We start from the raw sequence: 20,962 nt of genomic DNA, 5'->3' as shown, positions 1-20,962 counted from the left end.
CGCCAGATCGCGGGCAAGCCACGCTCCTACAAGGGTTTGTGGCGTTGCCAGAATTTGTGTCGAGCGCAGAACTTGTGGGCCAGCTTGCTCGCGAATACGTGACGCAGAACCTGTGGGAGCGTGGCTTGTCCCGCGATCGGCGACGCAGTCGTCGTGAACCGGGCCATGCGGTTTGCCTGATGTGCCGCGTTACCCGATTCTGCTGCCGCTGCGCGCTAGATCGCGGGCAAGCCACGCTCCTACAAGGGGTTTGTGGCGTTGTCAGAATTTGTGTCGAGCGCAGAACTTGTGGGCCAGCTTGCTCGCGAAGACGTGACGCAAAACCTGTGGGAGCGTGGCTTGTCCCGCGATCGGCGACGCAGTCGTCGTGAATCCCGGGCTATGCGATCTGCCTGAAGTACCGCGTCATCCGATTCTGCTGCCGCTGAGCGCCAGATCGCGGGCAAGCCACGCTCCTACAAGGGATTTGTGGCGTTATCAGAATTTGTGTCAAACGTAAAACCCGTGGGCCGCTTGCTCGCGAAGACACGCCGCAAAACCTGTGGGAGCGTGGCTTGTCCCGCGATCGGCGACGCAGTCGTCGTAAAAACCTGTGCCCTGCCAGATTCGAGTCAGCCGCGCGGGCCGCTGTAGTCCTTGGCCCACTGTTCGTGGCTCGTCAGATGCTGCTTGAAGCGCTGGATCTGTTCGGCCACTCGCACCGGTGACGTGCCGCCCCAGCCATTGCGCGCGGTCAATGCCGCCTCCAGCGTCAGGGCTTCCAGCACCTCCGGGGTCAGACGTGCATCGGTCTGCGCCAGCATTTCCGGTGTCAGGTCTTCTAGGCCGATGTCTTGCGCTTCGCACAGCTGCACCAGTTGCCCGGTGATCTCGTGAGCCTCCTTGAACGGTACGCCACGCACGGCCAGCCAATCAGCAACCTCGGTCGCCAGGGTGAATCCCAGTGGCGCCTGACGCAGCAACTCTTCCTTGCGCACCTTCATCGTCCGGACCATCCCGGCGAACGCTGGCAACACCAGATTCAAGGTGTCCACGGCATCGAATATGGCGTGTTTGTCCTCGCTCAGGTCACGGTTGTAGGACAGCGGCTGAGCCTTGAGAACCGACAGGATGGCGGTCAGCGAGCCGATCAGCCGGCCCGACTTGCCGCGTGCCAGTTCGGCGATGTCCGGGTTCTTCTTCTGCGGCATGATCGAGCTGCCCGTAGCGTAGGCATCGTCGAGTTCGACCCAGCGAAATTGCCGCGATGTCCAGACGCAGAACTCTTCCGCCATGCGCGAAATGTTGATCCCCAGCATGCTGGCGCAGAACAGGAATTCGGCGACGTGATCGCGGCTGGCAACCGCGTCGATGGAGTTTTCGCACGGGCCTTGATAGCCCATCTCCGCCGCCGAGCGATGCGGGTCGCGGGCGATGGCCGAACCTGCCAGCGCGGCGGCGCCCAGTGGCGACAGGCTGAAGCGTCGGTCCCAGTCTTGCAGCCGCTGAAGGTCGCGGTGAATGGCCTGAGCGTGGGCCATCAAGTGGTGACCGAAGACAATCGGTTGCGCCTGTTGCAGATGCGTGAAGCCCGGCGCGATGGTATCGATGTGCGCCTCGGCCTGCACGACGAGTGCGTTCTGCAGATCAAGGATGGACAGCGTCAGCACGCGAATCTGATCCCTGAGAAATAGCCGCATGTCGTTGGCGGTCTGATCGTTGCGCGAGCGTCCGGCGCGCAGTTTTCCGCCCAGCGCACCCAGTCGTTCGGTGAGCAGGCGCTCGATGAACGTGTGCACGTCCTCGTCAGCGGCAATGGGCTGAACCCTGCCCGCGGCAAAGTCTTCGTCGATCGACTGCAATGCGGCAATGATGCGCTGCGTTTCGTCAGCGTCCAGCAGCCCGGCGCGCTCCAGTTCGTGGGCGTGGGCCTTGGAGCCGGCGACGTCATACGGCGTCATGCGGAAGTAAACGCTGGGCGAGCGCGACAGGTTGGCCATGGCCTCGGCAGGCGCCGATTTGAAGCGCGCGCCCCATAGACGCTCGGTGGCATCAGACATATGCATTCTCTCCTCAAGTACGTGGTGGCTGGCGAACCAGGCGTCGACGACGTCGAGGGATGCTAGGAAAAACGCGCTTGCGGGGAAATGTTACAAATGGCAAGTCCACTTGGCAGAAATGGAAACCTGCCATTTCACCGTCAAGTGGACGCGGCTGCGGGAACGTTCATGAACGACTTCAGCGTCGGACAAACTGGCCGGCACATCCAGTGAATCTTCACGACCTGAGCGCCGATGGGGCGAGCAGGCTCGCTCCCACCGATGACGCTTGGCGAACGGGGCGTTTACCCCGCCAGCAGCGCGTTGAGTTCGCCTTTGCGCTCAAGCAGCGCCATGTCGTCGAAGCCACCGACATGATGGTCGCCGATGAAGATTTGCGGCACGGTGCGACGGCCGCTGCGCGCCATCATGATGTTGCGCTGTTCCATCGACGTCTGGACGTTGATCTCGGTGTACTCCACGCCCTTGGCTTTGAGCAGGTTCTTGGCGGCGACACAGTAAGGACAGCTGTTGGTGGTGTAGAGGGTGACTTCAGACATGACAATGAGCTCCGTGGTCGGGCCTGTGCAGCAGCCCTGGATGCGATCGCAAATGCCGCGAGGTTGTTCGGGCATTTATTACGGTTGTCATCTTAGCGGTTATCGAGAAAAGTCGAGCAGCAAAAACATTTATGAAGTCGATAGAGCGGCTGGATGGTGCAGCGTTTGGCGAAGGCGGGATGCAGAGACTCCCGCCGCCGACCTGTTCATGAGGTCGGCGGAACGGGGCGTATTTTCAGGCGAAGACGAAATACTTGCGCACGGTTTCGACCACTTCCCACGTGCCTTTCATGCCGGGCTCGACGATGAACTTGTCACCGGCCTTCAGATGAATAGGCGCCTGACCTTCCGGCGTGATGATGCAGTAGCCCTCCTGAAAGTCGCAGTATTCCCACTTCACGTACTCGACCAGCCACTTGCCTGGCGTGCATATCCAGGTGCCCATGATCTTTGTGCCATCGTCGCTGGTGTAGGCGTTGAGGTTGACGGTGTGCGGGTCGCCGCCAATGCGCTCCCATTTGCAGGCGTCGACGACGGGCAGGGGCGTGGTGTCGCGAAGTACGGTGATCGGCTTGTTCATTTCAGCTCCGGTTGAGTGGCGAATGTTGCGCCTGCTCACCTTATGGAGGTCCCGCGACGGTCAGTTGTCTGGGCTCGACATTGAGGTGTCCAGAAACGCAGTCTGCCCGCTCAGCGTGCGCACCAGCGCTTTTGCGTATTCCGGCAGGGCGTTGAAATCTGGCGCGCAGAGCAACAGCTTGCGATCGGCCCAGTCATCGCTCAGCGCAACGCCGCTGAGTTTTCCCGCCTGCTGAAATCGCTCGACCGCTGCGAGCGGCACGATGCCCAGCCCCGCGCCACCCATGACCATGCGCATCACGCCGTCATAGCTTTCCGCGCGCACGCGGGTTTTCAGCCGACGACCCAAATGCAGCGCCTGCTCTTCCAGGTAGATGGCCATGGCGCTGTTGGCGCCCAGACCGACGAATTCGTATGCCAGCGTTTGCCCGAAACGCACGCTCGCCAGTCCGGCCAATGGGTGCCCGGCGGGCGTGACGAGCATCAACGGATCGGCACAGAAGGGCAGGGTTTGCAGATCGCTGGCGTCGACGGCATTGGAAATGATGCCCAGCTCCGCAGCGCCCTGGCGCACTGCGTGGAGGATGCGCAGGCTGGGCTGCTCTTCGACGTTGATGTTGATGTTGGGGTGGCTGACGAGAAACGCTGCCAGCCGCTCCGGCAGGTACTCGCTCAGCGCCGAGGTGTTGCACAACAGGCGTATCTGACCTTTGAAACCCTGCGCGTAATCGGTGAGATCAGCCTGCATGCGCTCGACCTGTTGCAGGATCAGCCGGGCGTGCTGAGCCAGCGCCTTGCCTGCCGCCGTGGGCGTGACACCTCGACGACCGCGCTCCAGCAGCGCAACGCCGAGCGAGGTTTCCAGCCCGCGAATTCGCGCGCTGGCCGAGGCCAGTGACAGGTGGGTGCGAGCCGCACCGGCGGTGATGTTGCCCGCATCAAGAACATGCAGGAAGAGCTTCAGGTCGGTCAGGTCGAAATGCATGGCGCGGCTCGATAAGTCTCAGTAGGCGAGGGATCACATCGGACATCCTGAGCGTCCGGAGAGGCGTCACCCGTGCGACGAATCACAGCAGATTCAGGTGCAGTTCGCCTGTGCGCGGATGAATGCCTGGCAGCAGATGGAGTGTGCCTACGTCCACGCCGAAGTCTGCCTCAATATATTGCAGATTTAAACGCCTGCCCGATTCGCTCACCCTATGCCCATGAATACATTCCTTGCGCTGTATCAAAATATCGGTTGGGGCCTGTCATTGCTGGTCATGGTGGCCTTCCTGCTCGCTGGTGCGGTCAAGGGCGTGATCGGCATGGGCTTGCCGACAGTGGCGATGGGGCTGCTGGGTGTGGCTATGTTGCCGACACAGGCAGCCGCATTGCTGTTGATTCCCTCAACGTTCACCAATCTCTGGCAACTGGCGGCGGGTGGGCACCTGCGCGGATTGTGCGCACGTCTTTGGCCGCTGTTGCTGATGATCGTCGTCGGCACGGTAGTGGGGTCGTACGCGCTGGGACTTGGAAGCGGTCACGGCATGAGCCGGGCGCTGGGCGTTGCGCTGCTGGCATACGCGCTGTGCGGGTTGTTCCTGCCCACGCTGCACGTGCCGCCTGCCGCAGAGAAATGGCTCGGGCCGCTGTGTGGTGTGGTCACCGGCCTGATCACCTCGGCCACCGGCGTCTTCGTGATTCCGGCCGTGCCCTACATTCAGGGGCTGGGGCTGGACCGCAATCAGCTGGTTCAGGCGCTGGGTTTGTCGTTCACCGTGTCCACCCTGGCGTTGGGCGCCGGGTTGTTCTGGAACGGTGCCGTGGGCGGCGCCGAGATGGGCGCTTCGCTGCTGGCGCTGATCCCGGCATTGCTTGGCATGGTGTTCGGGCAGTGGCTGCGCCAACGCATCAGCGCTCTGTTGTTCAAGCGTGTTTTCTTTATCGGCATGGCGCTGCTGGGCGCTCATCTGATCGTTGCGGGTTAGCAGAGATCAGCGAACAGCCGAAGACGGGCTGATCATCTCGACGCGGCGTATTTCAAAATCCCGCGCCAGATACTCCATGCGCTTCTCGAAGAATTCGGCCATGTGCGGCAGCCCCGAGTGCACGTCCAGATGGGCCTTCGATTGCCAGATCTCGTAGAAGATAAACAGCGTCGGGTCCTGCTGATCCCGAAGCATGTGGTACTCGATGCAACCTTCTTCACTGCGGCTTGCGGCGACGTAGCCGCTGAACAGCGCTTCGAATTCCGCGGATTTTTCAGGTTTTGTCTGGGCGTGAAGAATGAACCCGTGCAGATCACTCATGGTGTGTCCTCGAATGGAAGTGCACGAATTCTAAGACAACAATCCTTCGTTCATTCGTGACTTCAGCGCAAATGAGCTTTGCTGCGAACCTACTTTTCTGTCTCGTCCTGCATCGTTATCCTGCCGTCCATTCCCATTTATGACGCCCGGTTCAGACGCTTCCTCAGCGGCTCTGAGGTTGGGCAACGACGAGGTTTTCATGAAAAAGATTCTGTTCATCAACGGCGGCAAGCAGTTCGCACATTCTGAAGGCCGTTACAACGCAACGTTGCACGACGCGGGCCTGGCGTTCATGGATCGCGCAGGTTTTGACGTGCAGCAAACCTTCATCGACGGGGGTTACGACGTCGCCGAGGAAGTGCAGAAATTCCTCTGGGCCGACGTCATCGTCTGGCAAATGCCGGGCTGGTGGATGGGCGCGCCGTGGACGGTGAAAAAGTACGTCGACGAGGTGTTCACAGAGGGCTATGGCAGCCTCTACGCGAACGACGGCCGCACCCGTTCCGACAGCTCGCAGAAATACGGCAGCGGCGGATTGCTGCACGGCAAGCAGTACATGATTTCGGCGACCTGGAACGCGCCGCAGCAAGCGTTTGACGACCCGAGCGACTTCTTCGAAGCCAAGGGCGTGGACGCCGTTTACTTCCCGTTCCACAAAGCCAATCAGTTTCTCGGCATGACCGGTCTGCCGACCTTTCTGGCCGTTGACGTAATGAAGGTGCCGCAGATCGACGCCGACGTAAAACGCTACGAAGCGCACCTGGTATCGGTGTTCGGCCTCTGAGGAACATCGCGCAACCCACTAGGCACAACTGGCCCGCAAGCGCAGGGCCAGCCGCGCATTCGGTGGCGCACTCAGGGTGTTTCTGCTCAGCGGGCGGCAGCGGTGATCTCTGTGGCTTTTGCTTGAAACAGGGCTAATATCCAGGCTGTTTTGAGCGGAGGTCAACAGTGAAAGCCAGATCCGATGAGTTACAGGTGTTCGTTTCAGTGATTGAAAGCGGCTCGATTTCGGCGGCCGCCGAACAGGTCGGTCAGACGCCCTCCGCCATCAGCCGCACTTTGTCGCGGTTGGAAAGCAAACTGGGCACCACCTTGATCAACCGCACCACGCGGCGCATGGACCTGACCGAGGAAGGCAAGTTTTTCCTCGAGCGGGCCAAGCAGATACTGGGGCAGATGGAAGAGCTGGAAGAGCGGATGTCGCTGCGCCAGCAGACACCGTCGGGTCGCTTGCGCATCAATGCGGCGTCGCCATTCATGCTGCATTCCATCGTGCCGTATGTGGCGGAATTTCGGGCGCTGTATCCGGATATCCAGCTGGAGCTGAACAGCAACGATCTGATCATCGACCTGCTGGAACAGAGCACCGATGTTGCGATCAGGATCGGCGTGCTGGCAGATTCAACGCTGCACGCTCGCGCGTTGGGCACCAGCCCGCTGAATATTCTGGCAAGCCCCGAATACCTGAAAAAGCATGGCACGCCGAAGAGCGTTCAGGCGCTGAGCGAGCATTCGTTACTGGGCTTCACTCAGACCGAAACCCTCAACCACTGGCCGCTGCGCCACGCCGACGGGGATCGTTTGTTCATCCAGCCGACGGTGTCTGCGTCGAGTGGCGAGACCCTGCGTCAACTGGCTCTGGCGGGTGAAGGGATCGTCTGTCTGTCGCATTTCATGACCCACGAAGACATCCGCCTGGGCCGCCTGAAAGTCATCCTGCCGGAATCCAACAGCGGTTATCGGCAGCCAATTCACGCGGTGTATTACCGCAACTCGCAACTGGCGCTGCGAATCCAGTGCTTTCTGGATTTCATCCAGCAAAAGCTGGCGAATTACGCAGCCTGAGACCGCCCGCGCAGGCGGCCTTAACCATTCCCTACAGAATTGCGCGTTGCGTTAGCAGGACCGGCTTAGGCCGGGAAGGGGCCTGGGCTCACGGCGCTGAATTCCGCTTTCAACATCTCCACGAACGCATCCCTCGCCGGGTGGTGTTCGGCGTTTTCGTGCCAGTAGAAAAGGTTATCGATGGACGTCAGCTCAGGGAATTCATAGCCCACCCAGCCTGAGCCTTTCCGGTACTGCTCGAAGACGCCTTTGGGCACCAGCGCGACGCCCGCGCCTGCGCTCACGCAGCCGACAATCGTGCCATAGCTGGCAATGCTGATGATTGGATGCGCCTGGCCATGGTTGAGCAGCCATCGCTCAAGTGCCGCACGGTATGGGCAGCCTTCCGGCCACATGAAAATCGATTTGCCCTGCAGGTCGGCGGCGCTGTTGATCGGCCCCAGGGATTCGGCGGCAATCAGCACCAGATCTTCGCGGTACATCGAGATGCGCTTGAGGCGCGCACGTTTGACGTCGATGGCGACGATCGCGCCGTCGAGTTTCTGGTTCAGGGTGGCCTCAAGCAATTGCGGCCCGGTGCCAGTGGTCAACTCAAGCGAGACCTGCGGGAAACGCGCATGGAATCTGGCGAGTAGGCGCGGCAAGCGCGAGGTGGCTGAGGATTCGATGGCGCCGATGCGCAAGGGGCCGGACGGCGCCGCATCGGGATGCACCGCGCGCCTTGCTTCGTCCGCCAGACTGAGCATGCGCCCGGCGTAGGTCAGGAAAATCTCGCCTGCCGGGCTGATGCGCAAACCGCGTCCCTGACGAAAGAACAGCTCGGTGCCCAGTTCCGATTCCAGTGCCTTGATCCGGGCAGTGATGTTGGATGGCACGCAATGCAGAACCTGGGCGGCGCGGGCGATGCTGCCGGTGTCGGCAACCGTCTTGAACATGCGAATCTGGGCCAATTCCATGCGTCACCAAAAGTGAATGGTTGAGTCATTATCGTTCGGTTGTGGTGAGCATAAGTTATTTCGATACTCCTCTGCACGAGCAGGCATTGGGCCGTTCGGCAGGAGGATCGAAATGAGCGTCGCGAACGAACCGGTGAATATAGCCGTTGATCCAGGCTTGGCCAGGCTGCGCTGGCAGGGCCTGAAGGTCGCGCTGGCGACCGTTTTCGTGGTGGCATGCTGGGGTTTCTCGCCCACCGGTATTCGCATCGGTCTGCAAGGCTACGACCCGGGTCATCTGGCGCTGCTGCGGTTTCTCATCGCCTCGGTGTTCATGGCGCTGATCGCGTCGTCGCTGCGCATTTCTCTCCCGCGCCTCAAGGATTTGCCGCTGCTGGCTGTGCTCGGCTTCTTCGCCGTCAGCCTGCATCACATCGCCCTAAACTTCGGTCAGGCCGGTGTCAGCGCCGGGGCCTCTAGCGTGTTGATCCAGTCGATGCCGCTGTTCACGGCGCTGCTTGCGCATTTCGTGTTCAAGGAGCGGGTGAGTGCATGGCGCTGGACATGCGTGGCGTGGGGGCTGGTGGGCGTGGGCATTGTCATCACCGGCGATCGCGGATTCGGACACATCGACGTGCGCGGGCTGCTGGTGTTGCTCGCGGCGTTTTCCTGGAGCGTGTATTTCTCGCTGCAAAAGCGCTACAGCCATCGTTATGACGGGCTGACGATGGTTTGTTACACGGTTTGGGCGGGGACGGTCTTCCTGCTCGTCTACCTGCCGGGGTTGTGGGGCGAAATTCTCAATGCGCCAATGCGGGTCAACGTTGCCGTGGGGGTATTGGGCTTTTTCCCCAGCGCGCTGGCGTATCTGGCGTGGGCTTACGTGTTGCAGCACATGGAGGTCAGCCGCGCCTCCATGAGTCTGTACCTGACACCGCCTATGGCGATTGCCATCGCCTCGGCGCTGCTGGGTGAAATGCCGTCGGCAATGGTCATCGTGGGTTCGATCGTGGTGCTGAGCAGCGTGCTGGCGCTGAATCTGCGTCGGGAGCGGCGGCTGCCGGGGTAACGGCAAACTGGGGATTCGTGACCTGCGCGCAAGATTCTTTTGGGCTGACCTCTCTTTTTCGTACCGAATCATCGGTCGATACTGAGTCCATCATTCACAGCCAACGGGAGTCACCCCATGAACATCTTCATTACCGGCGCCGCAGGTTTTATCGGTGGCTCCATCGCAACCGGCCTGGTCCAGAAAGGCCATCACGTCATAGGTCTGGTGCGCAGTGCCGAGCAGGCGCAGGAACTCAAGGCGCTGGGCATCGTTGCAGTGGTGGGCACGCTGGACGACAAGGACATGCTGATCGAACAGGCGCGCAAGGCCGATGGCGTGATCAATGCGGCGAGCAGCGACCATCGCGGCGCGGTCGAGGCTCTGATCGAAGGCCTGAAAGGGTCGAACAAACCCTTCCTGCATACCAGTGGTTCGAGCATTGTCGGCGATGCATCGGGCGGCAAAGGCAGTGACAAGATTTACTACGAAGGCCAACTGCCCGCCGCGACCCCGGACAAGGCTGCTCGCGTCGCCATCGATGATCTGGTCCTGGCCGCCGCCAAAGACGGCGTACGCTCGGCTGTCCTGTGCAACACCCTCATTTACGGCCACAGCCTGGGCGTCAATCGTGACAGCGTGCAGTTGCCACGACTGGTCAAACAGGCGCGCAAGAGCGGGATCGTGCGCCACGTCGGAACGGGCGGCAATATCTGGTCCAACGTTCACATCGACGATGTGGTCGAGGTTTACGCGCTGGCGCTGGAAAAGAATCCGGCAGGCACGTTCTATTTCGTCGAAAGCGGCGAAGCATCTTTCCTCGACATGAGCAACGCGATCGCCAAGGCCATGGGGCTCGGCACGGCGCAAGACTGGCCGCTCAAGGACGCCGAAGCCGAATGGGGCTACGAGATGGCCAATTACGGGTTGGGTTCCAACAGCCGCGTGCGTGGCAAGCATGCTCGGGAATTGCTGGGTTGGGTGCCGAAACGCACGTCGGTGATCGACTGGATCGAGCACGACATGATCAAAGCCTGATCCTGCGATCTTCAAAGCGTGTTGTGAGCGCTGCGCAGGATAACGGCCACCTTCGGGTGGCCGTTTGCGTTTGCGGGAAGTTTCATCATTAATGAGGAGTCGTACCGTTAGTCTCGACAGCCACTGGACAGCCCGTCTGACACAAGCTGTCGCCGCCCGCCTACAAAGGATGCCTTATGCGAGTCGTGACCCTGAAAACCCTCGCCCTTGCGGTGATCTTTGCCGCCAGTTCACCGGTTTATGCCATCGCGCTGGAAGGCGGCGCCGTTGCGGCACCGGACCAATACGGCGCTGAAGTTGCCGCACAGATCCTCAGGAAAGGCGGCAACGCAGTCGACGCCGCTGTCGCCACCGCCTTCACCCTCGCAGTAACCTATCCCGAGGCCGGGAACATTGGCGGCGGCGGGTTCATGACTCTGTTCATCAAAGGCAAGCCGTACTTTCTCGACTACCGCGAAACCGCGCCCAAGGCCGCTTCGCGCGACATGTATCTGGATGCCAAGGGCGAGGTGATTCCAGGCATGAGCCTGGTGGGCGCGCGAGCGAGCGGGGTGCCCGGTACGGTCATGGGGCTATGGGAAGCGCATCGCAAGTTTGGCAAGCTGAAATGGGCCGAGCTTCTGACGCCGGCGATCGGCTACGCCAGGAACGGCTTTACCGTGGCGGACAAGCAATACCTGTACGGCGCCGAAGCCATCAAGCAACTGAACGGCAAGACCAATTTCGGCGACTATTTCGGCAACATGAAGGCGGGTGAAATCTTCCGTCAGCCCGAGCTGGCCAAGACCCTTGAGCGCATCGCAAACAAAGGCGCCGACGAGTTCTATAAAGGTGAGACCGCTGACCTGCTTGTTGCGCAGATGCAGAACGACAACGGGCTGATCACCCGGCAGGATCTGGCCGATTACAAAGCGGTGTGGCGCAAACCGTTGCGCGTCAATTTCGACGGCAACACCCTGTACACAGCGCCGCTGCCGAGCTCAGGCGGTGTGGCGCTCGCGCAACTGATCGGCATCAAGCAACAGCTGAGCGACGATTTCAAAGGCGTGCCGCTCAATTCGGCGCGCTATGTTCACCTGCTCGCGGAAATCGAAAAGCGCGTGTTCGCCGACCGCGCCAACTATCTGGGCGACCCGGATTTCTCCCAGGCGCCGGTCAGCCAGTTGACCGACCATACCTACCTCGTCCAGCGCGCCCATGAGGTAAACCCGAACGCCATTTCACCCACCGAAAACGTCAAGGCAGGGCTTGAATCGCACCAGACCACGCACTTTTCCATCGTTGATTCCAGAGGCGATGCGGTCAGCAATACATACACGCTGAACTGGGATTACGGCAGCGGCGTCGTCGTCAAAGGCGCGGGCTTTCTGATGAACGATGAGATGGATGATTTCAGTGCCAAGCCGGGCGTTGCGAATGCTTTCGGCGTGGTCGGAGGCGATGCCAACGCCATCGAGCCGGGCAAGCGCATGCTGTCATCGATGAGCCCGAGCCTGGTCACCCGCGACGGCGCCGTCACGCTGGTGCTGGGGACGCCCGGCGGCTCGCGAATTTTCACCACGGTGTTTCAGGTGTTGAACAACATTTACGATTTCCACATGCCATTGAAAGACGCCGTCGCGGCTCAGCGCGTGCATCATCAATTGCTGCCGAAGGACACGATTTTCACCGAGAAATTTGCCCCGATGCCCGAACCTGTCGCCAACGAGCTGAAGGCCATGAGGTATACGATCAAGGATCAAGGCTGGTCGATGGGGAACGTGCAGGCGATCAGGATCAACGGCACCCAAGTCGAAACGGCGTCCGACCCGCGCGGGCGAGGCGTGGGGATGGTGGTGAAGTAACTATCGTTTCGCTCTCAGGGCAAAGGCGTTGGTCACCCATTGAATGATCGTTCCCACGCTCTGCGTGGGAATGCATCCTGGACGCTCCGCGTCCCGCAGTAGATGACGCGGAGCGTCACGGTCGGCATTCCCACGCGGAGCGTGGGAACGATCACCAGCCGTTATGGCTCAATGGCCCTTAATGGTGCTCACGGGTCGCGCGGAATTTGATGTCCGGCCAGCGCTCTTCCATCAGGCTCAGGTTGACCCGCGTCGGCGCCAGGTAGGTCAAGTGACCGCCGCCATCGACTGCCAGGTTTTCCACGGCCTTGTTCTCGAATTCCTCAAGCTTCTTCTTGTCGCTGCTGTCGATCCAGCGGGCTGACCACACGGTGATCGGCTCGTAGGCGCATTCGACTTTGTATTCCTCCTTCAAGCGGCTGGCGACCACATCGAACTGCAGCACACCGACGGCGCCCAGGATGATGTCGTTGCTGCGCGTCGGGAAGAACACCTGAGTGGCGCCTTCTTCGGCGAGCTGCTGCAGGCCCTGACGCAGCTGCTTGGATTTGAGCGGATCCTTCAGACGCACGCGACGGAACAGTTCTGGCGCGAAGTGCGGGATACCGGTGAAACCCAGTGCTTCGCCTTCGGTGAAGGTGTCGCCGATCTGGATCGTGCCATGGTTGTGCAGACCGATGATGTCGCCGGCGTAGGCCTCTTCGAGCTGTTCACGCTCACTGGAGAAGAAGGTCAGCGCGTCACCGATGCGCACGTCCTTGCCGGTGCGGACATGGCGCATTTTCATGCCCTTGTCGTACTTGCCCGAGCAGATGCGCATGAAGGCAATGCGGTCGCGGTGTTTGGGGTCCATGTTCGCCTGGATCTTGAACACGAAGCCCGAGAACTTCTCTTCCACCGGCTCCACCGTGCGCTCGTTGGCGACCCGCGGCAGCGGCAGGGGGGCCCAGTCGACGACGGCGTCCAGCACGTGATCGACACCGAAGTTGCCCAGCGCCGTTCCGAAGAACACCGGGGTCAGCTGACCGTCAAGGAACTCCTGCTGATCGAACGTGTGGCAAGCGCCCTGAACCAGTTCCAGTTGATCGACGAAACGGTCGTACTCATCACCCAGGTGCGCGCGGGCTTCGTCCGAATCCAGCTTCTGGATGATCTTGGTTTCAGTGCGTTCATGACCATGGCCGGCGGTGTAGACGATGATGTAGTCGTCAGCCAGGTGGTAAACGCCTTTGAAGTCGCGGTAGCAACCGATCGGCCAGGTGATCGGAGCAGCCTTGATCTTCAGGACCGCTTCGATTTCATCGAGCAGCTCGATCGGGTCGCGGATGTCGCGGTCCAGCTTGTTGATGAAGCTGACGATCGGCGTGTCGCGCAGGCGGCAGACATCCATCAGCGCGATGGTGCGGGGCTCTACACCCTTACCGCCGTCGAGCACCATCAATGCCGAGTCAACCGCAGTCAACGTGCGGTAGGTGTCTTCGGAGAAGTCTTCGTGGCCCGGGGTGTCGAGCAGGTTGATCATGTGGTCGCGATACGGGAACTGCATGACCGAGGTGGTGATGGAAATGCCGCGCTGCTTTTCCATCTCCATCCAGTCGGATGTCGCGTGACGGTCGGATTTGCGGGACTTCACCGTACCGGCGACGGCAATGGCCTTGCCCATCAGCAGCAGTTTTTCGGTGATGGTCGTCTTACCCGCATCCGGGTGGGAAATAATGGCGAAAGTGCGGCGTTTCGCGACTTCGGCGGCCTGTCTGGTCATGGGAAATCGCCCGAAAGGTGATTCAAAAAAGGGCGGCGATTATAGCCCAACTCAATGCAATAACCGAACCGTTCAGTCAATCAGGGGTGGCCAGATAGCATCTCACGTGGGAACCTTTGCGGTTATGGAGACGTCCATTCCCAGGCAATGCAAAGCGCCAAGGGTTGCAAAATCAGCAAGTTAGCTTGACGAAGCTGCGCTCATGGCTTGTGTCTTCGCCGAAGCTTCACCCTTTCCGGCGATCCACCCGCTGCTCTTCGCGAACGTTCGCTGACGGCCTGAACAGGCCCGTCGCCCGCCAGACGTTCGCCGACTGAAATAAGGAGTCCGCCTGTGGCTAATCGCTATGGCAAGGGGCTATTGGGAGGTGCGATTGTCGTCGTGCTTCTGGCCCTGCTGATCCAGTGGATCGGCATCAGTACCCTCAAGCAGTATCAGGATGATCTGCTGGTCGGAATTCCGACTGGCATTGTCTTGAGCCGACCGAACATGGTTGGCCGCGCCGAACGCTTCATGCAGATCTTCAACATCGGTAACACCGTTCCTCCTCTTGCGGTTCTGGCCATTGCTCTGGGCATCCTGGGCATCGGCAGCGGACCTGCGATCTTCGCGCTGTTCCTCGCCTCGTTGCTGCCGATCGTGCGCAACACCTACGAAGGCCTCAAAAACGTCCAGGGCTCTCTCAAAGAAGCGGCCACCGGCATCGGCATGACGCCTCGTCAGGTGCTGTGGCGTGTCGAGCTGCCCAATGCGGTGCCGATCATCGTCGGCGGCGTGCGGGTGGCACTGGCGATCAACGTCGGCACCGCACCGCTGGCGTTTCTGATCGGCGCCAACAGCCTTGGCAGCCTGATCTTCCCCGGCATTGCCCTGAACAACCAGCCACAGCTCGTGCTGGGCGCTGCGTGTACCGCGCTGCTGGCCCTGTTGCTCGACGGCGCCGTGACCCTGGCGAGTCGCCTCTGGCTGGAACGTGGCCTGGCTCGCTGAGCCGCCGCGCTGAAGAAGGAATTGGAATGAAGAAGTTATGCACACTCATCGCAGGCGCGGGCCTGCTGCTGGCGGGGTTCGCCCAGGCGGCGGAAATGCCTGTCCTGCGCATCGGCGCCCGGGTATTCACCGAGCAAACCATCCTTGCCGAACTGACCGCGCAATACCTGCGCGACAAGGGCTATCAGGTGCAGATCACCGGGGGGCTGGGCAGCAACCTTGCGCGCAGTGCGCAGGAATCCGGCCAGCTGGACATGCTCTGGGAGTACACCGGCGTGTCATTGGTGGCCTACAACCATGTCGATGAAAAACTCGACAGCGAACAGACCTATCAGCGCGTAAAGGATCTGGACGCTAAAAAGGGCCTGGTCTGGCTGTCCCCCTCGAAGTTCAACAACACCTACGCGCTGGCGCTGCCGGACAAGGTTGCCAAAGCGTATCCACAGATCAACAACGTTTCCCAACTGACAACCTTGCTCAAGGATGAGGCGAAGGAGAGTCATATCGTCGCGCTCGACACCGAATTCGCCAACCGTTCCGACGGGCTGGTGGGCATGGTCAAGCACTACGACATGAACCTGAGCCGTGAAAACACTCGTCAGATGGATGCCGGTCTCGTCTACACCGCGCTGCGCAACGGGCAAGTGTTCGCGGGTCTGGTCTACACCACGGACGGACGACTCAATGCGTTCAAGCTCAAGGTGCTGGACGATGACAAGCACTACTTCCCCGATTACACCGCCGCGCCGGTGATCCGCAAGGAATACCTGGACCAGCACCCGCAACTGGCCGACCAGCTCAAACCGCTGGCCGCGCTGCTGGACAACCAGACGATGATCGATCTGAACGCGCGCGTCGACGTCGATCACGAAAGTCCTACCGTCGTGGCAGCTGACTTCCTGCGAAGCCACCCGATCAATCCTTCCGCCGAAAGCGTGCCGATCAGGCAGACGCCGGTAGAAAAGCAACAAGAGGAGAAACTATGAGCTTCCTCAGCGCCTTCTCCCATCTGGACTGGAATCAGGTCATGCACCTGACCTTGCAACACATCGCGCTGGTGGGCATCGCGGTGTCGCTGGCGATCCTCGCCGGCGTGCCACTGGGCGTGTTCATGACACGTTTCCCGGTATTGGCCGGCCCGCTGCAAGCCAGCGCCACGGTGCTGCTGACCATCCCGTCGATCGCCCTGTTCGGCCTGTTGCTGCCGTTCTACTCCAAGTTCGGCCAGGGGCTAGGCCCGATGCCGGCGATCACGGCGGTGTTCCTGTATTCGCTGTTGCCCATCATGCGTAACACCTATCTCGCGCTGACCGGCGTCGAACCCGGTATCCGCGAGGCCGCCAAAGGCATCGGCATGACCTTCGGCCAGCGCCTGCGCATGGTCGAACTGCCGATCGCCGTGCCCGTGATCCTCGCCGGCGTGCGCACCGCCGTGGTCATGAACATCGGCGTCATGACCATTGCCGCCACGATCGGCGCTGGCGGTCTGGGCGTACTCATCCTCGCTTCCATCAGCCGCAGCGACATGTCGATGCTGATCGTCGGCGCCGTACTGGTCAGCATTCTGGCCATCTTCGCCGACCTGCTTCTGCAATGGCTGCAACGCTCGCTGACTCCAAAAGGATTGCTCAAATGATCGCTAAACAAATGATTGAACTGCAGAACCTCAGCAAGACCTTTCAAAGCAACGGCAAAGAAGTCAAAGCCGTCGACTCGGTGAGCCTGACCGTCAACGAAGGCGAGATCTGTGTGTTCCTCGGCCCGTCCGGCTGCGGCAAAAGTACGACGCTGAAAATGATCAACCGCCTGATCATGCCCACCTCCGGCAAAGTCCTGATCAACGGCGAAGACACCACTGGCCTGGATGAAGTGACCCTGCGCCGGAACATCGGCTACGTGATCCAGCAGATCGGCCTGTTCCCGAACATGACCATCGAAGAAAACATCGTGGTGGTGCCCAAGCTGCTCGGCTGGGACAAGCAGAAATGCCACGACCGTGCGCGTGAACTGATGAGCATGATCAAGCTGGAGCCCAAGCAATATCTGCATCGCTATCCACGCGAGCTGTCCGGTGGTCAGCAACAGCGCATCGGCGTGATCCGTGCGCTGGCGGCCGATGCGCCTTTGCTGCTGATGGACGAGCCGTTTGGCGCGGTCGACCCGATCAACCGCGAGATGATCCAGAACGAGTTCTTCGAGATGCAACGTGCGCTGAACAAGACCGTGATCATGGTCAGCCACGACATCGACGAAGCCATCAAACTGGGTGACAAGATCGCCATTTTCCGCGCTGGCAAGTTGCTGCAGATCGACCACCCGGACACCCTGCTGGCGCACCCGGCGGACGATTTCGTCAGCAACTTCGTGGGGCAGGACAGCACGCTCAAGCGACTGCTGTTGGTCAAGGCCGAAGACGCCGCCGACAACGCGCCATCGGTCAGCCCGGAAACGCCGGTGGCCGACGCCCTGGAAACCATGGACGAACAGGATCGCCGGTACGTCGTGGTCACCGATGGCGAGAACAAAGCGATGGGTTACGTGCGGCGCCGCGACCTGCACCGCCAGAGCGGCACTTGCGAGCAATACCTGCGCCCGTTCAACGCCACGGCGGCCTACGACGAACACCTGCGCATCCTCCTGTCGCGCATGTACGAATTCAACCGCTCCTGGCTACCGGTACTGGATGCCGAAAACGTATTCTTGGGTGAAGTGACCCAGGAGTCGATCGCCGCCTACCTGAGCTCCGGCCAGTCCCGCGGGAAGAAGACCAGCATCGTTTCCCCAGCGGAAGTGGCGGAGCAGGCGGCTTCTTGATTTTTTGATCGCGGGCGAAAGCCTGCAGAAGTCCGCTTTGTCGACGGTAGCTTTCATTCGATGGGCTACCGCCGGCAGGCCGCGCTGCTACAGGTGTGCACCCGGCAACCGCAATGTTTTATTCAATACGGATTGCAGCCTTGTTTGAAGACCTCATCCCATGAGGCCACAGGGCGGCTGGGTTCCAGATTCCAAGTGGGCTTATCGCGTGCGAATATCTTTTTGCCGCGGTCATCACCGCTCCATTCCAGATGGCAGACGAACTGACGTTCCATGCTGCCGTTGTCCGGCTGCCAGCGCGGGTCGCTTGCATACTTGCTGAACAGCTCGGCGTAGGCCGCATGCTGTTGAGCTTTGTTCATCTTCTTCCCGCATTCGGTGGGTTTGATCATCAGCGACCAGGGATTACCTTTCAGGTAGGGATCTTCGCGGCGTTCCCATGTGGCGTTTTCAATGTAACTTTTGCAGTTGTTCTCAACGGTCGGAATGGGCGCTGCCTGATCCGCATCGTAGTAAGTGAACACGGCTTCCTGGTTGTTATTCCTTGGCAGATCAACCCTGACCACCGGTACCCATTTGCCAGTTTTATTGTAATAACGCAACTGGTCATCCTTGGCCTCGCGCAGGCCTTTTATATCTCTGACTCTGTCGGTGGGCGTGTAGATAAACGCGAGAATGGGCAGTTGCGCATCTTCGTCGTCTTTCCAGGTAGGTACCCTGATTTCGGTTTGCGTCTGGATCGTGTCGTAACGGTCCTTTATTCCTTGCCGCGCTCGGACGCCCTGCCAGTAAGCCTGCGCGTCATCTTCTCGGCCTTTGATTTCAAAGCCGCATTGCTTCTGATGATTGAATCCGACTTTTTTGTAATTCTCCACCCACTGCGCTGCGGAGTCGACGCCCATACTCTGGCAGCTTTTCTCTACTTCAACTGTCGTACGGTTGTCGCTGCAGCCAGCGTCGTTGCGGTCGTCGGTCCATGCGTCAATGGGGAAAAAACACAACGTATAGATCTTTCTTTCTGAGTCGGAGATGAAATCATTGGGTTTCAATACGAACCCGTTGTTTTTCCTGAGTCCCAAGTCCTGATATTTAATGTCCTGACGGGTAAATGACATCGATACGCCTTTGCTGTTGACGGACGCAGGGCTGGGGTCCCATGGCTCGAAAGACTTCATGCTGTCAGTACCGCGCATTCTTAATCCGGAACATTGATCCAGTGGCCGCCCGCTGCCGCAGTCTTCAAGGGTTCGATTATAGTAATATCTCATCTGCCATACGGTGTCGCTGCCGACGCCGGCGTGAACTTCAGTGAATATAAAAACGGCCGGTAAAGCCATTATGAGGAAACAGGGTTTTATACAGGCGCGATCCATGGCATAGCCCTCGTCCGTTAGCGGACAGAACATTTAATTAATCTTCATCTGATTTCCTTATTCAGAGTATTCGTACGGCCAGGTGTGGACAACTGTCAGAACTAACAGTGGTGAGCATATTTCGAAGTAGGCGTGGCTGTTTTAATTGCCGATTGATCGAAGGTAATCCTACCGCTGATCAATGTCAGATCTTTGAAAGGGCGTGTTGCTGAACGCCGTCGCAAGCCGAATGGCTGGCGACAGCTCCCGGACCGCAAGCGCAGCCCTCAAAACCTCGCAACATTCGGGCGCCAGTCTGCCTAGTCGCTGAAATTGGCCTTCATTGGGAACATCACCCTGTCACATCGGTCGGTTACTACAGGGTGAGTGAGATGTGGCCAATGCCCGCTCGGCAAAAACGGGCATAAAAGCGACATTTTTTGTTGATCTTGAACCCCTCAGGTCCTAAAGTTCGCGCCGAACGTCCATGCTGGAAACGATCCATCCGGCTCAAGTACTGACGACGAGACAGCAAGGCCAAGGGAACCCGCTTCCCATGGCTTTTTTTGCTTTCGGCGATCGGCCTTGGGAAGTAGGCGAACCAAAGTGGGGATACGGAGGACGTTCATGAGGGCCAGGCCCTCGCACCCATTGTTTTTTACCGTTTGCCAACAGGAGTCCCCGCATGTCGATTCAGGTCGAAGATTATTTCGCAAAGAGCACCTTCGAAAAAATGAAGGCGTTCGCCGACAAGCAAGAAACCCCTTTCGTACTCATCGACACGTCGATGATCAGCCAGGCGTACGATGACCTGCGCGCCGGTTTCGAATTCGCCAAGGTTTACTACGCCGTCAAAGCCAACCCGGCTGTCGAGATCATTGATCTGCTCAAGGAAAAGGGATCGAGCTTCGACATCGCGTCGATCTACGAGCTGGACAAGGTCATGGGTCGCGGCGTTGGCCCGGAGCGCATCAGCTACGGCAACACCATCAAGAAATCCAAGGACATCCGCTACTTCTACGACAAGGGCGTGCGCCTGTACGCCACCGACTCCGAAGCTGACCTGCGCAACATCGCCAAGGCAGCACCGGGTTCGAAAGTCTACGTGCGCATTCTGACCGAAGGTTCGACCACCGCCGACTGGCCGCTGTCGCGCAAATTCGGCTGCCAGACCGACATGGCCATGGACCTGCTGATCCTGGCCCGCGACCTGGGTCTGGTGCCTTACGGCATCTCCTTCCACGTCGGTTCCCAGCAGCGCGACATCAGCGTCTGGGATGCTGCGATCGCCAAGGTCAAAGTGATCTTCGAGCGCCTGAAGGAAGAAGACGGCATCGAGCTCAAGCTGATCAACATGGGCGGCGGCTTCCCGGCCAACTACATCACCCGTACCAACAGCCTGGAAACGTACGCAGAAGAAATCATCCGTTTCCTGAAAGAAGATTTCGGCGACGATCTGCCGGAAATCATTCTGGAGCCGGGCCGTTCGTTGATTGCCAACGCCGGCATTCTGGTCAGCGAAGTCGTGCTGGTCGCGCGTAAGTCGCGCACCGCCGTCGAGCGTTGGGTCTACACCGATGTGGGCAAGTTCTCTGGCCTGATCGAAACCATGGACGAAGCGATCAAGTTCCCGATCTGGACCGAGAAGAAAGGCGAAGTCGAAGAAGTCGTCATCGCCGGCCCGACCTGCGACAGCGCCGATATCATGTACGAGAACTACAAGTACGGTCTGCCACTGAACCTGGCCATTGGTGACCGCCTGTATTGGCTGTCCACCGGCGCGTACACCACCAGCTACAGCGCAGTCGAGTTCAATGGCTTCCCGCCGCTGAAGTCCTACTACGTGTAACGACCGCTGTGATGAAAAACGGCACCCATCGCGG

General features: G+C 59.8%; 19 protein-coding genes. 11 read left to right on the top strand and 8 right to left on the bottom strand.

Annotated features, from left to right (window positions below; translation table 11 throughout):
- Positions 1-611: 611 nt before the first annotated feature.
- The 4 genes from argH to QRN36_RS01925 all read right to left on the bottom strand — a co-directional run bounded on the left by argH (position 612) and on the right by QRN36_RS01925 (position 4,142).
- Complete coding sequence (argH, locus tag QRN36_RS01940) at positions 612-2,039, bottom strand: argininosuccinate lyase (RefSeq protein WP_285422573.1); 1,428 nt, start codon at positions 2,037-2,039, stop codon at positions 612-614.
- A 284-nt stretch (positions 2,040-2,323) separates the two neighbouring features.
- Positions 2,324-2,578, bottom strand: coding sequence for a glutaredoxin 3 (gene grxC, locus QRN36_RS01935; RefSeq protein WP_093462672.1), 255 nt, complete (start codon positions 2,576-2,578; stop codon positions 2,324-2,326).
- A 235-nt stretch (positions 2,579-2,813) separates the two neighbouring features.
- Complete coding sequence (locus QRN36_RS01930) at positions 2,814-3,158, bottom strand: cupin domain-containing protein (protein WP_285422572.1); 345 nt, start codon at positions 3,156-3,158, stop codon at positions 2,814-2,816.
- A 60-nt stretch (positions 3,159-3,218) separates the two neighbouring features.
- A complete protein-coding gene (locus tag QRN36_RS01925; protein WP_285422571.1) occupies positions 3,219-4,142 on the bottom strand; it encodes a LysR substrate-binding domain-containing protein in 924 nt (307 codons plus the stop codon).
- Positions 4,143-4,362: 220 nt separating this feature from the next.
- On the opposite strand from QRN36_RS01925, the gene QRN36_RS01920 reads away from it, so the two are divergent.
- Entirely contained in the window at positions 4,363-5,127 is a 765-nt protein-coding gene (locus QRN36_RS01920) for a sulfite exporter TauE/SafE family protein (protein WP_285422570.1), read from the top strand.
- A gap of 6 nt (positions 5,128-5,133) precedes the next feature.
- Here the strand turns inward: QRN36_RS01920 and QRN36_RS01915 are convergent, their stop codons facing one another.
- Positions 5,134-5,448 (bottom strand): putative quinol monooxygenase, encoded by a 315-nt coding sequence (locus QRN36_RS01915; protein WP_093462681.1) that lies wholly within the window; start codon positions 5,446-5,448, stop codon positions 5,134-5,136.
- A gap of 199 nt (positions 5,449-5,647) precedes the next feature.
- Between QRN36_RS01915 and QRN36_RS01910 the strand changes: the two genes are divergently transcribed.
- Positions 5,648-6,232 (top strand): NAD(P)H-dependent oxidoreductase, encoded by a 585-nt coding sequence (locus tag QRN36_RS01910; protein WP_285422569.1) that lies wholly within the window; start codon positions 5,648-5,650, stop codon positions 6,230-6,232.
- Positions 6,233-6,399: 167 nt separating this feature from the next.
- Positions 6,400-7,296, top strand: coding sequence for a LysR family transcriptional regulator (locus tag QRN36_RS01905; RefSeq protein WP_093462687.1), 897 nt, complete (start codon positions 6,400-6,402; stop codon positions 7,294-7,296).
- A gap of 65 nt (positions 7,297-7,361) precedes the next feature.
- On the opposite strand, the gene QRN36_RS01900 is transcribed toward QRN36_RS01905, so the two are convergent.
- Positions 7,362-8,252, bottom strand: coding sequence for a LysR family transcriptional regulator (locus tag QRN36_RS01900; RefSeq protein ID WP_285422568.1), 891 nt, complete (start codon positions 8,250-8,252; stop codon positions 7,362-7,364).
- Between the two features lie 112 nt (positions 8,253-8,364).
- On the opposite strand from QRN36_RS01900, the gene QRN36_RS01895 reads away from it, so the two are divergent.
- From QRN36_RS01895 to ggt, 3 genes are all read left to right on the top strand, one after another.
- Entirely contained in the window at positions 8,365-9,300 is a 936-nt protein-coding gene (locus QRN36_RS01895; RefSeq protein WP_285422567.1) for a DMT family transporter, read from the top strand.
- Positions 9,301-9,417: 117 nt separating this feature from the next.
- Positions 9,418-10,317 carry an NAD-dependent epimerase/dehydratase family protein gene (locus tag QRN36_RS01890; RefSeq protein WP_285422566.1) on the top strand — a complete coding sequence of 300 codons (900 nt, stop codon included), beginning with the start codon at positions 9,418-9,420 and terminating at the stop codon, positions 10,315-10,317.
- Between the two features lie 176 nt (positions 10,318-10,493).
- Complete coding sequence (gene ggt, locus QRN36_RS01885) at positions 10,494-12,161, top strand: gamma-glutamyltransferase (RefSeq protein WP_285422565.1); 1,668 nt, start codon at positions 10,494-10,496, stop codon at positions 12,159-12,161.
- Positions 12,162-12,339: 178 nt separating this feature from the next.
- Here ggt and QRN36_RS01880 read toward each other — a convergent pair whose 3' ends face one another.
- The gene (locus tag QRN36_RS01880; protein ID WP_285422564.1) at positions 12,340-13,923 is read right to left on the bottom strand and encodes a peptide chain release factor 3; all 1,584 of its coding nucleotides are present in this window, start codon (positions 13,921-13,923) and stop codon (positions 12,340-12,342) included.
- Positions 13,924-14,256: 333 nt separating this feature from the next.
- Between QRN36_RS01880 and QRN36_RS01875 the strand changes: the two genes are divergently transcribed.
- Genes QRN36_RS01875 through QRN36_RS01860 form a run of 4 tightly spaced genes read left to right on the top strand, consistent with a single transcriptional unit; the run spans position 14,257 to position 17,727 of the window.
- Positions 14,257-14,913, top strand: coding sequence for an ABC transporter permease (locus QRN36_RS01875; RefSeq protein WP_285422563.1), 657 nt, complete (start codon positions 14,257-14,259; stop codon positions 14,911-14,913).
- Positions 14,914-14,939: 26 nt separating this feature from the next.
- Positions 14,940-15,899, top strand: coding sequence for a glycine betaine ABC transporter substrate-binding protein (locus tag QRN36_RS01870; RefSeq protein ID WP_285422562.1), 960 nt, complete (start codon positions 14,940-14,942; stop codon positions 15,897-15,899).
- Positions 15,896-16,549, top strand: coding sequence for an ABC transporter permease (locus QRN36_RS01865; protein ID WP_285422561.1), 654 nt, complete (start codon positions 15,896-15,898; stop codon positions 16,547-16,549). The genes QRN36_RS01870 and QRN36_RS01865 overlap by 4 nt, the downstream gene beginning before the upstream one ends.
- Positions 16,550-16,560: 11 nt before the next feature.
- Entirely contained in the window at positions 16,561-17,727 is a 1,167-nt protein-coding gene (locus tag QRN36_RS01860; RefSeq protein ID WP_285422592.1) for a betaine/proline/choline family ABC transporter ATP-binding protein, read from the top strand.
- A 122-nt stretch (positions 17,728-17,849) separates the two neighbouring features.
- Here QRN36_RS01860 and QRN36_RS01855 read toward each other — a convergent pair whose 3' ends face one another.
- A complete protein-coding gene (locus tag QRN36_RS01855; RefSeq protein ID WP_285422560.1) occupies positions 17,850-19,100 on the bottom strand; it encodes a DUF2599 domain-containing protein in 1,251 nt (416 codons plus the stop codon).
- Between the two features lie 664 nt (positions 19,101-19,764).
- On the opposite strand from QRN36_RS01855, the gene QRN36_RS01850 reads away from it, so the two are divergent.
- The gene (locus tag QRN36_RS01850; RefSeq protein ID WP_093462711.1) at positions 19,765-20,928 is read left to right on the top strand and encodes a type III PLP-dependent enzyme; all 1,164 of its coding nucleotides are present in this window, start codon (positions 19,765-19,767) and stop codon (positions 20,926-20,928) included.
- Positions 20,929-20,962 lie beyond the last annotated feature (34 nt).

This window comes from Pseudomonas sp. efr-133-TYG-103a (assembly GCF_030209235.1).
Classification (GTDB): domain Bacteria; phylum Pseudomonadota; class Gammaproteobacteria; order Pseudomonadales; family Pseudomonadaceae; genus Aquipseudomonas.
Note: the sequence above shows the minus strand (reverse complement) of the source record. Positions and strands in the feature narration are given on the sequence as shown.

Coding starts and splice junctions, on each gene's coding strand:
- QRN36_RS01870 (WP_285422562.1), top strand. CDS start 14,940: ATGAAGAAGTTATGCACACTCATCGCAGGCGCGGGCCTGCTGCTGGCG.
- QRN36_RS01865 (WP_285422561.1), top strand. CDS start 15,896: ATGAGCTTCCTCAGCGCCTTCTCCCATCTGGACTGGAATCAGGTCATG.
- argH (WP_285422573.1), bottom strand. CDS start 2,039: ATGTCTGATGCCACCGAGCGTCTATGGGGCGCGCGCTTCAAATCGGCG.
- QRN36_RS01890 (WP_285422566.1), top strand. CDS start 9,418: ATGAACATCTTCATTACCGGCGCCGCAGGTTTTATCGGTGGCTCCATC.
- QRN36_RS01910 (WP_285422569.1), top strand. CDS start 5,648: ATGAAAAAGATTCTGTTCATCAACGGCGGCAAGCAGTTCGCACATTCT.
- QRN36_RS01855 (WP_285422560.1), bottom strand. CDS start 19,100: ATGGATCGCGCCTGTATAAAACCCTGTTTCCTCATAATGGCTTTACCG.
- QRN36_RS01895 (WP_285422567.1), top strand. CDS start 8,365: ATGAGCGTCGCGAACGAACCGGTGAATATAGCCGTTGATCCAGGCTTG.
- QRN36_RS01930 (WP_285422572.1), bottom strand. CDS start 3,158: ATGAACAAGCCGATCACCGTACTTCGCGACACCACGCCCCTGCCCGTC.
- grxC (WP_093462672.1), bottom strand. CDS start 2,578: ATGTCTGAAGTCACCCTCTACACCACCAACAGCTGTCCTTACTGTGTC.
- ggt (WP_285422565.1), top strand. CDS start 10,494: ATGCGAGTCGTGACCCTGAAAACCCTCGCCCTTGCGGTGATCTTTGCC.
- QRN36_RS01850 (WP_093462711.1), top strand. CDS start 19,765: ATGTCGATTCAGGTCGAAGATTATTTCGCAAAGAGCACCTTCGAAAAA.
- QRN36_RS01925 (WP_285422571.1), bottom strand. CDS start 4,142: ATGCATTTCGACCTGACCGACCTGAAGCTCTTCCTGCATGTTCTTGAT.
- QRN36_RS01860 (WP_285422592.1), top strand. CDS start 16,561: ATGATTGAACTGCAGAACCTCAGCAAGACCTTTCAAAGCAACGGCAAA.
- QRN36_RS01900 (WP_285422568.1), bottom strand. CDS start 8,252: ATGGAATTGGCCCAGATTCGCATGTTCAAGACGGTTGCCGACACCGGC.
- QRN36_RS01915 (WP_093462681.1), bottom strand. CDS start 5,448: ATGAGTGATCTGCACGGGTTCATTCTTCACGCCCAGACAAAACCTGAA.
- QRN36_RS01920 (WP_285422570.1), top strand. CDS start 4,363: ATGAATACATTCCTTGCGCTGTATCAAAATATCGGTTGGGGCCTGTCA.
- QRN36_RS01880 (WP_285422564.1), bottom strand. CDS start 13,923: ATGACCAGACAGGCCGCCGAAGTCGCGAAACGCCGCACTTTCGCCATT.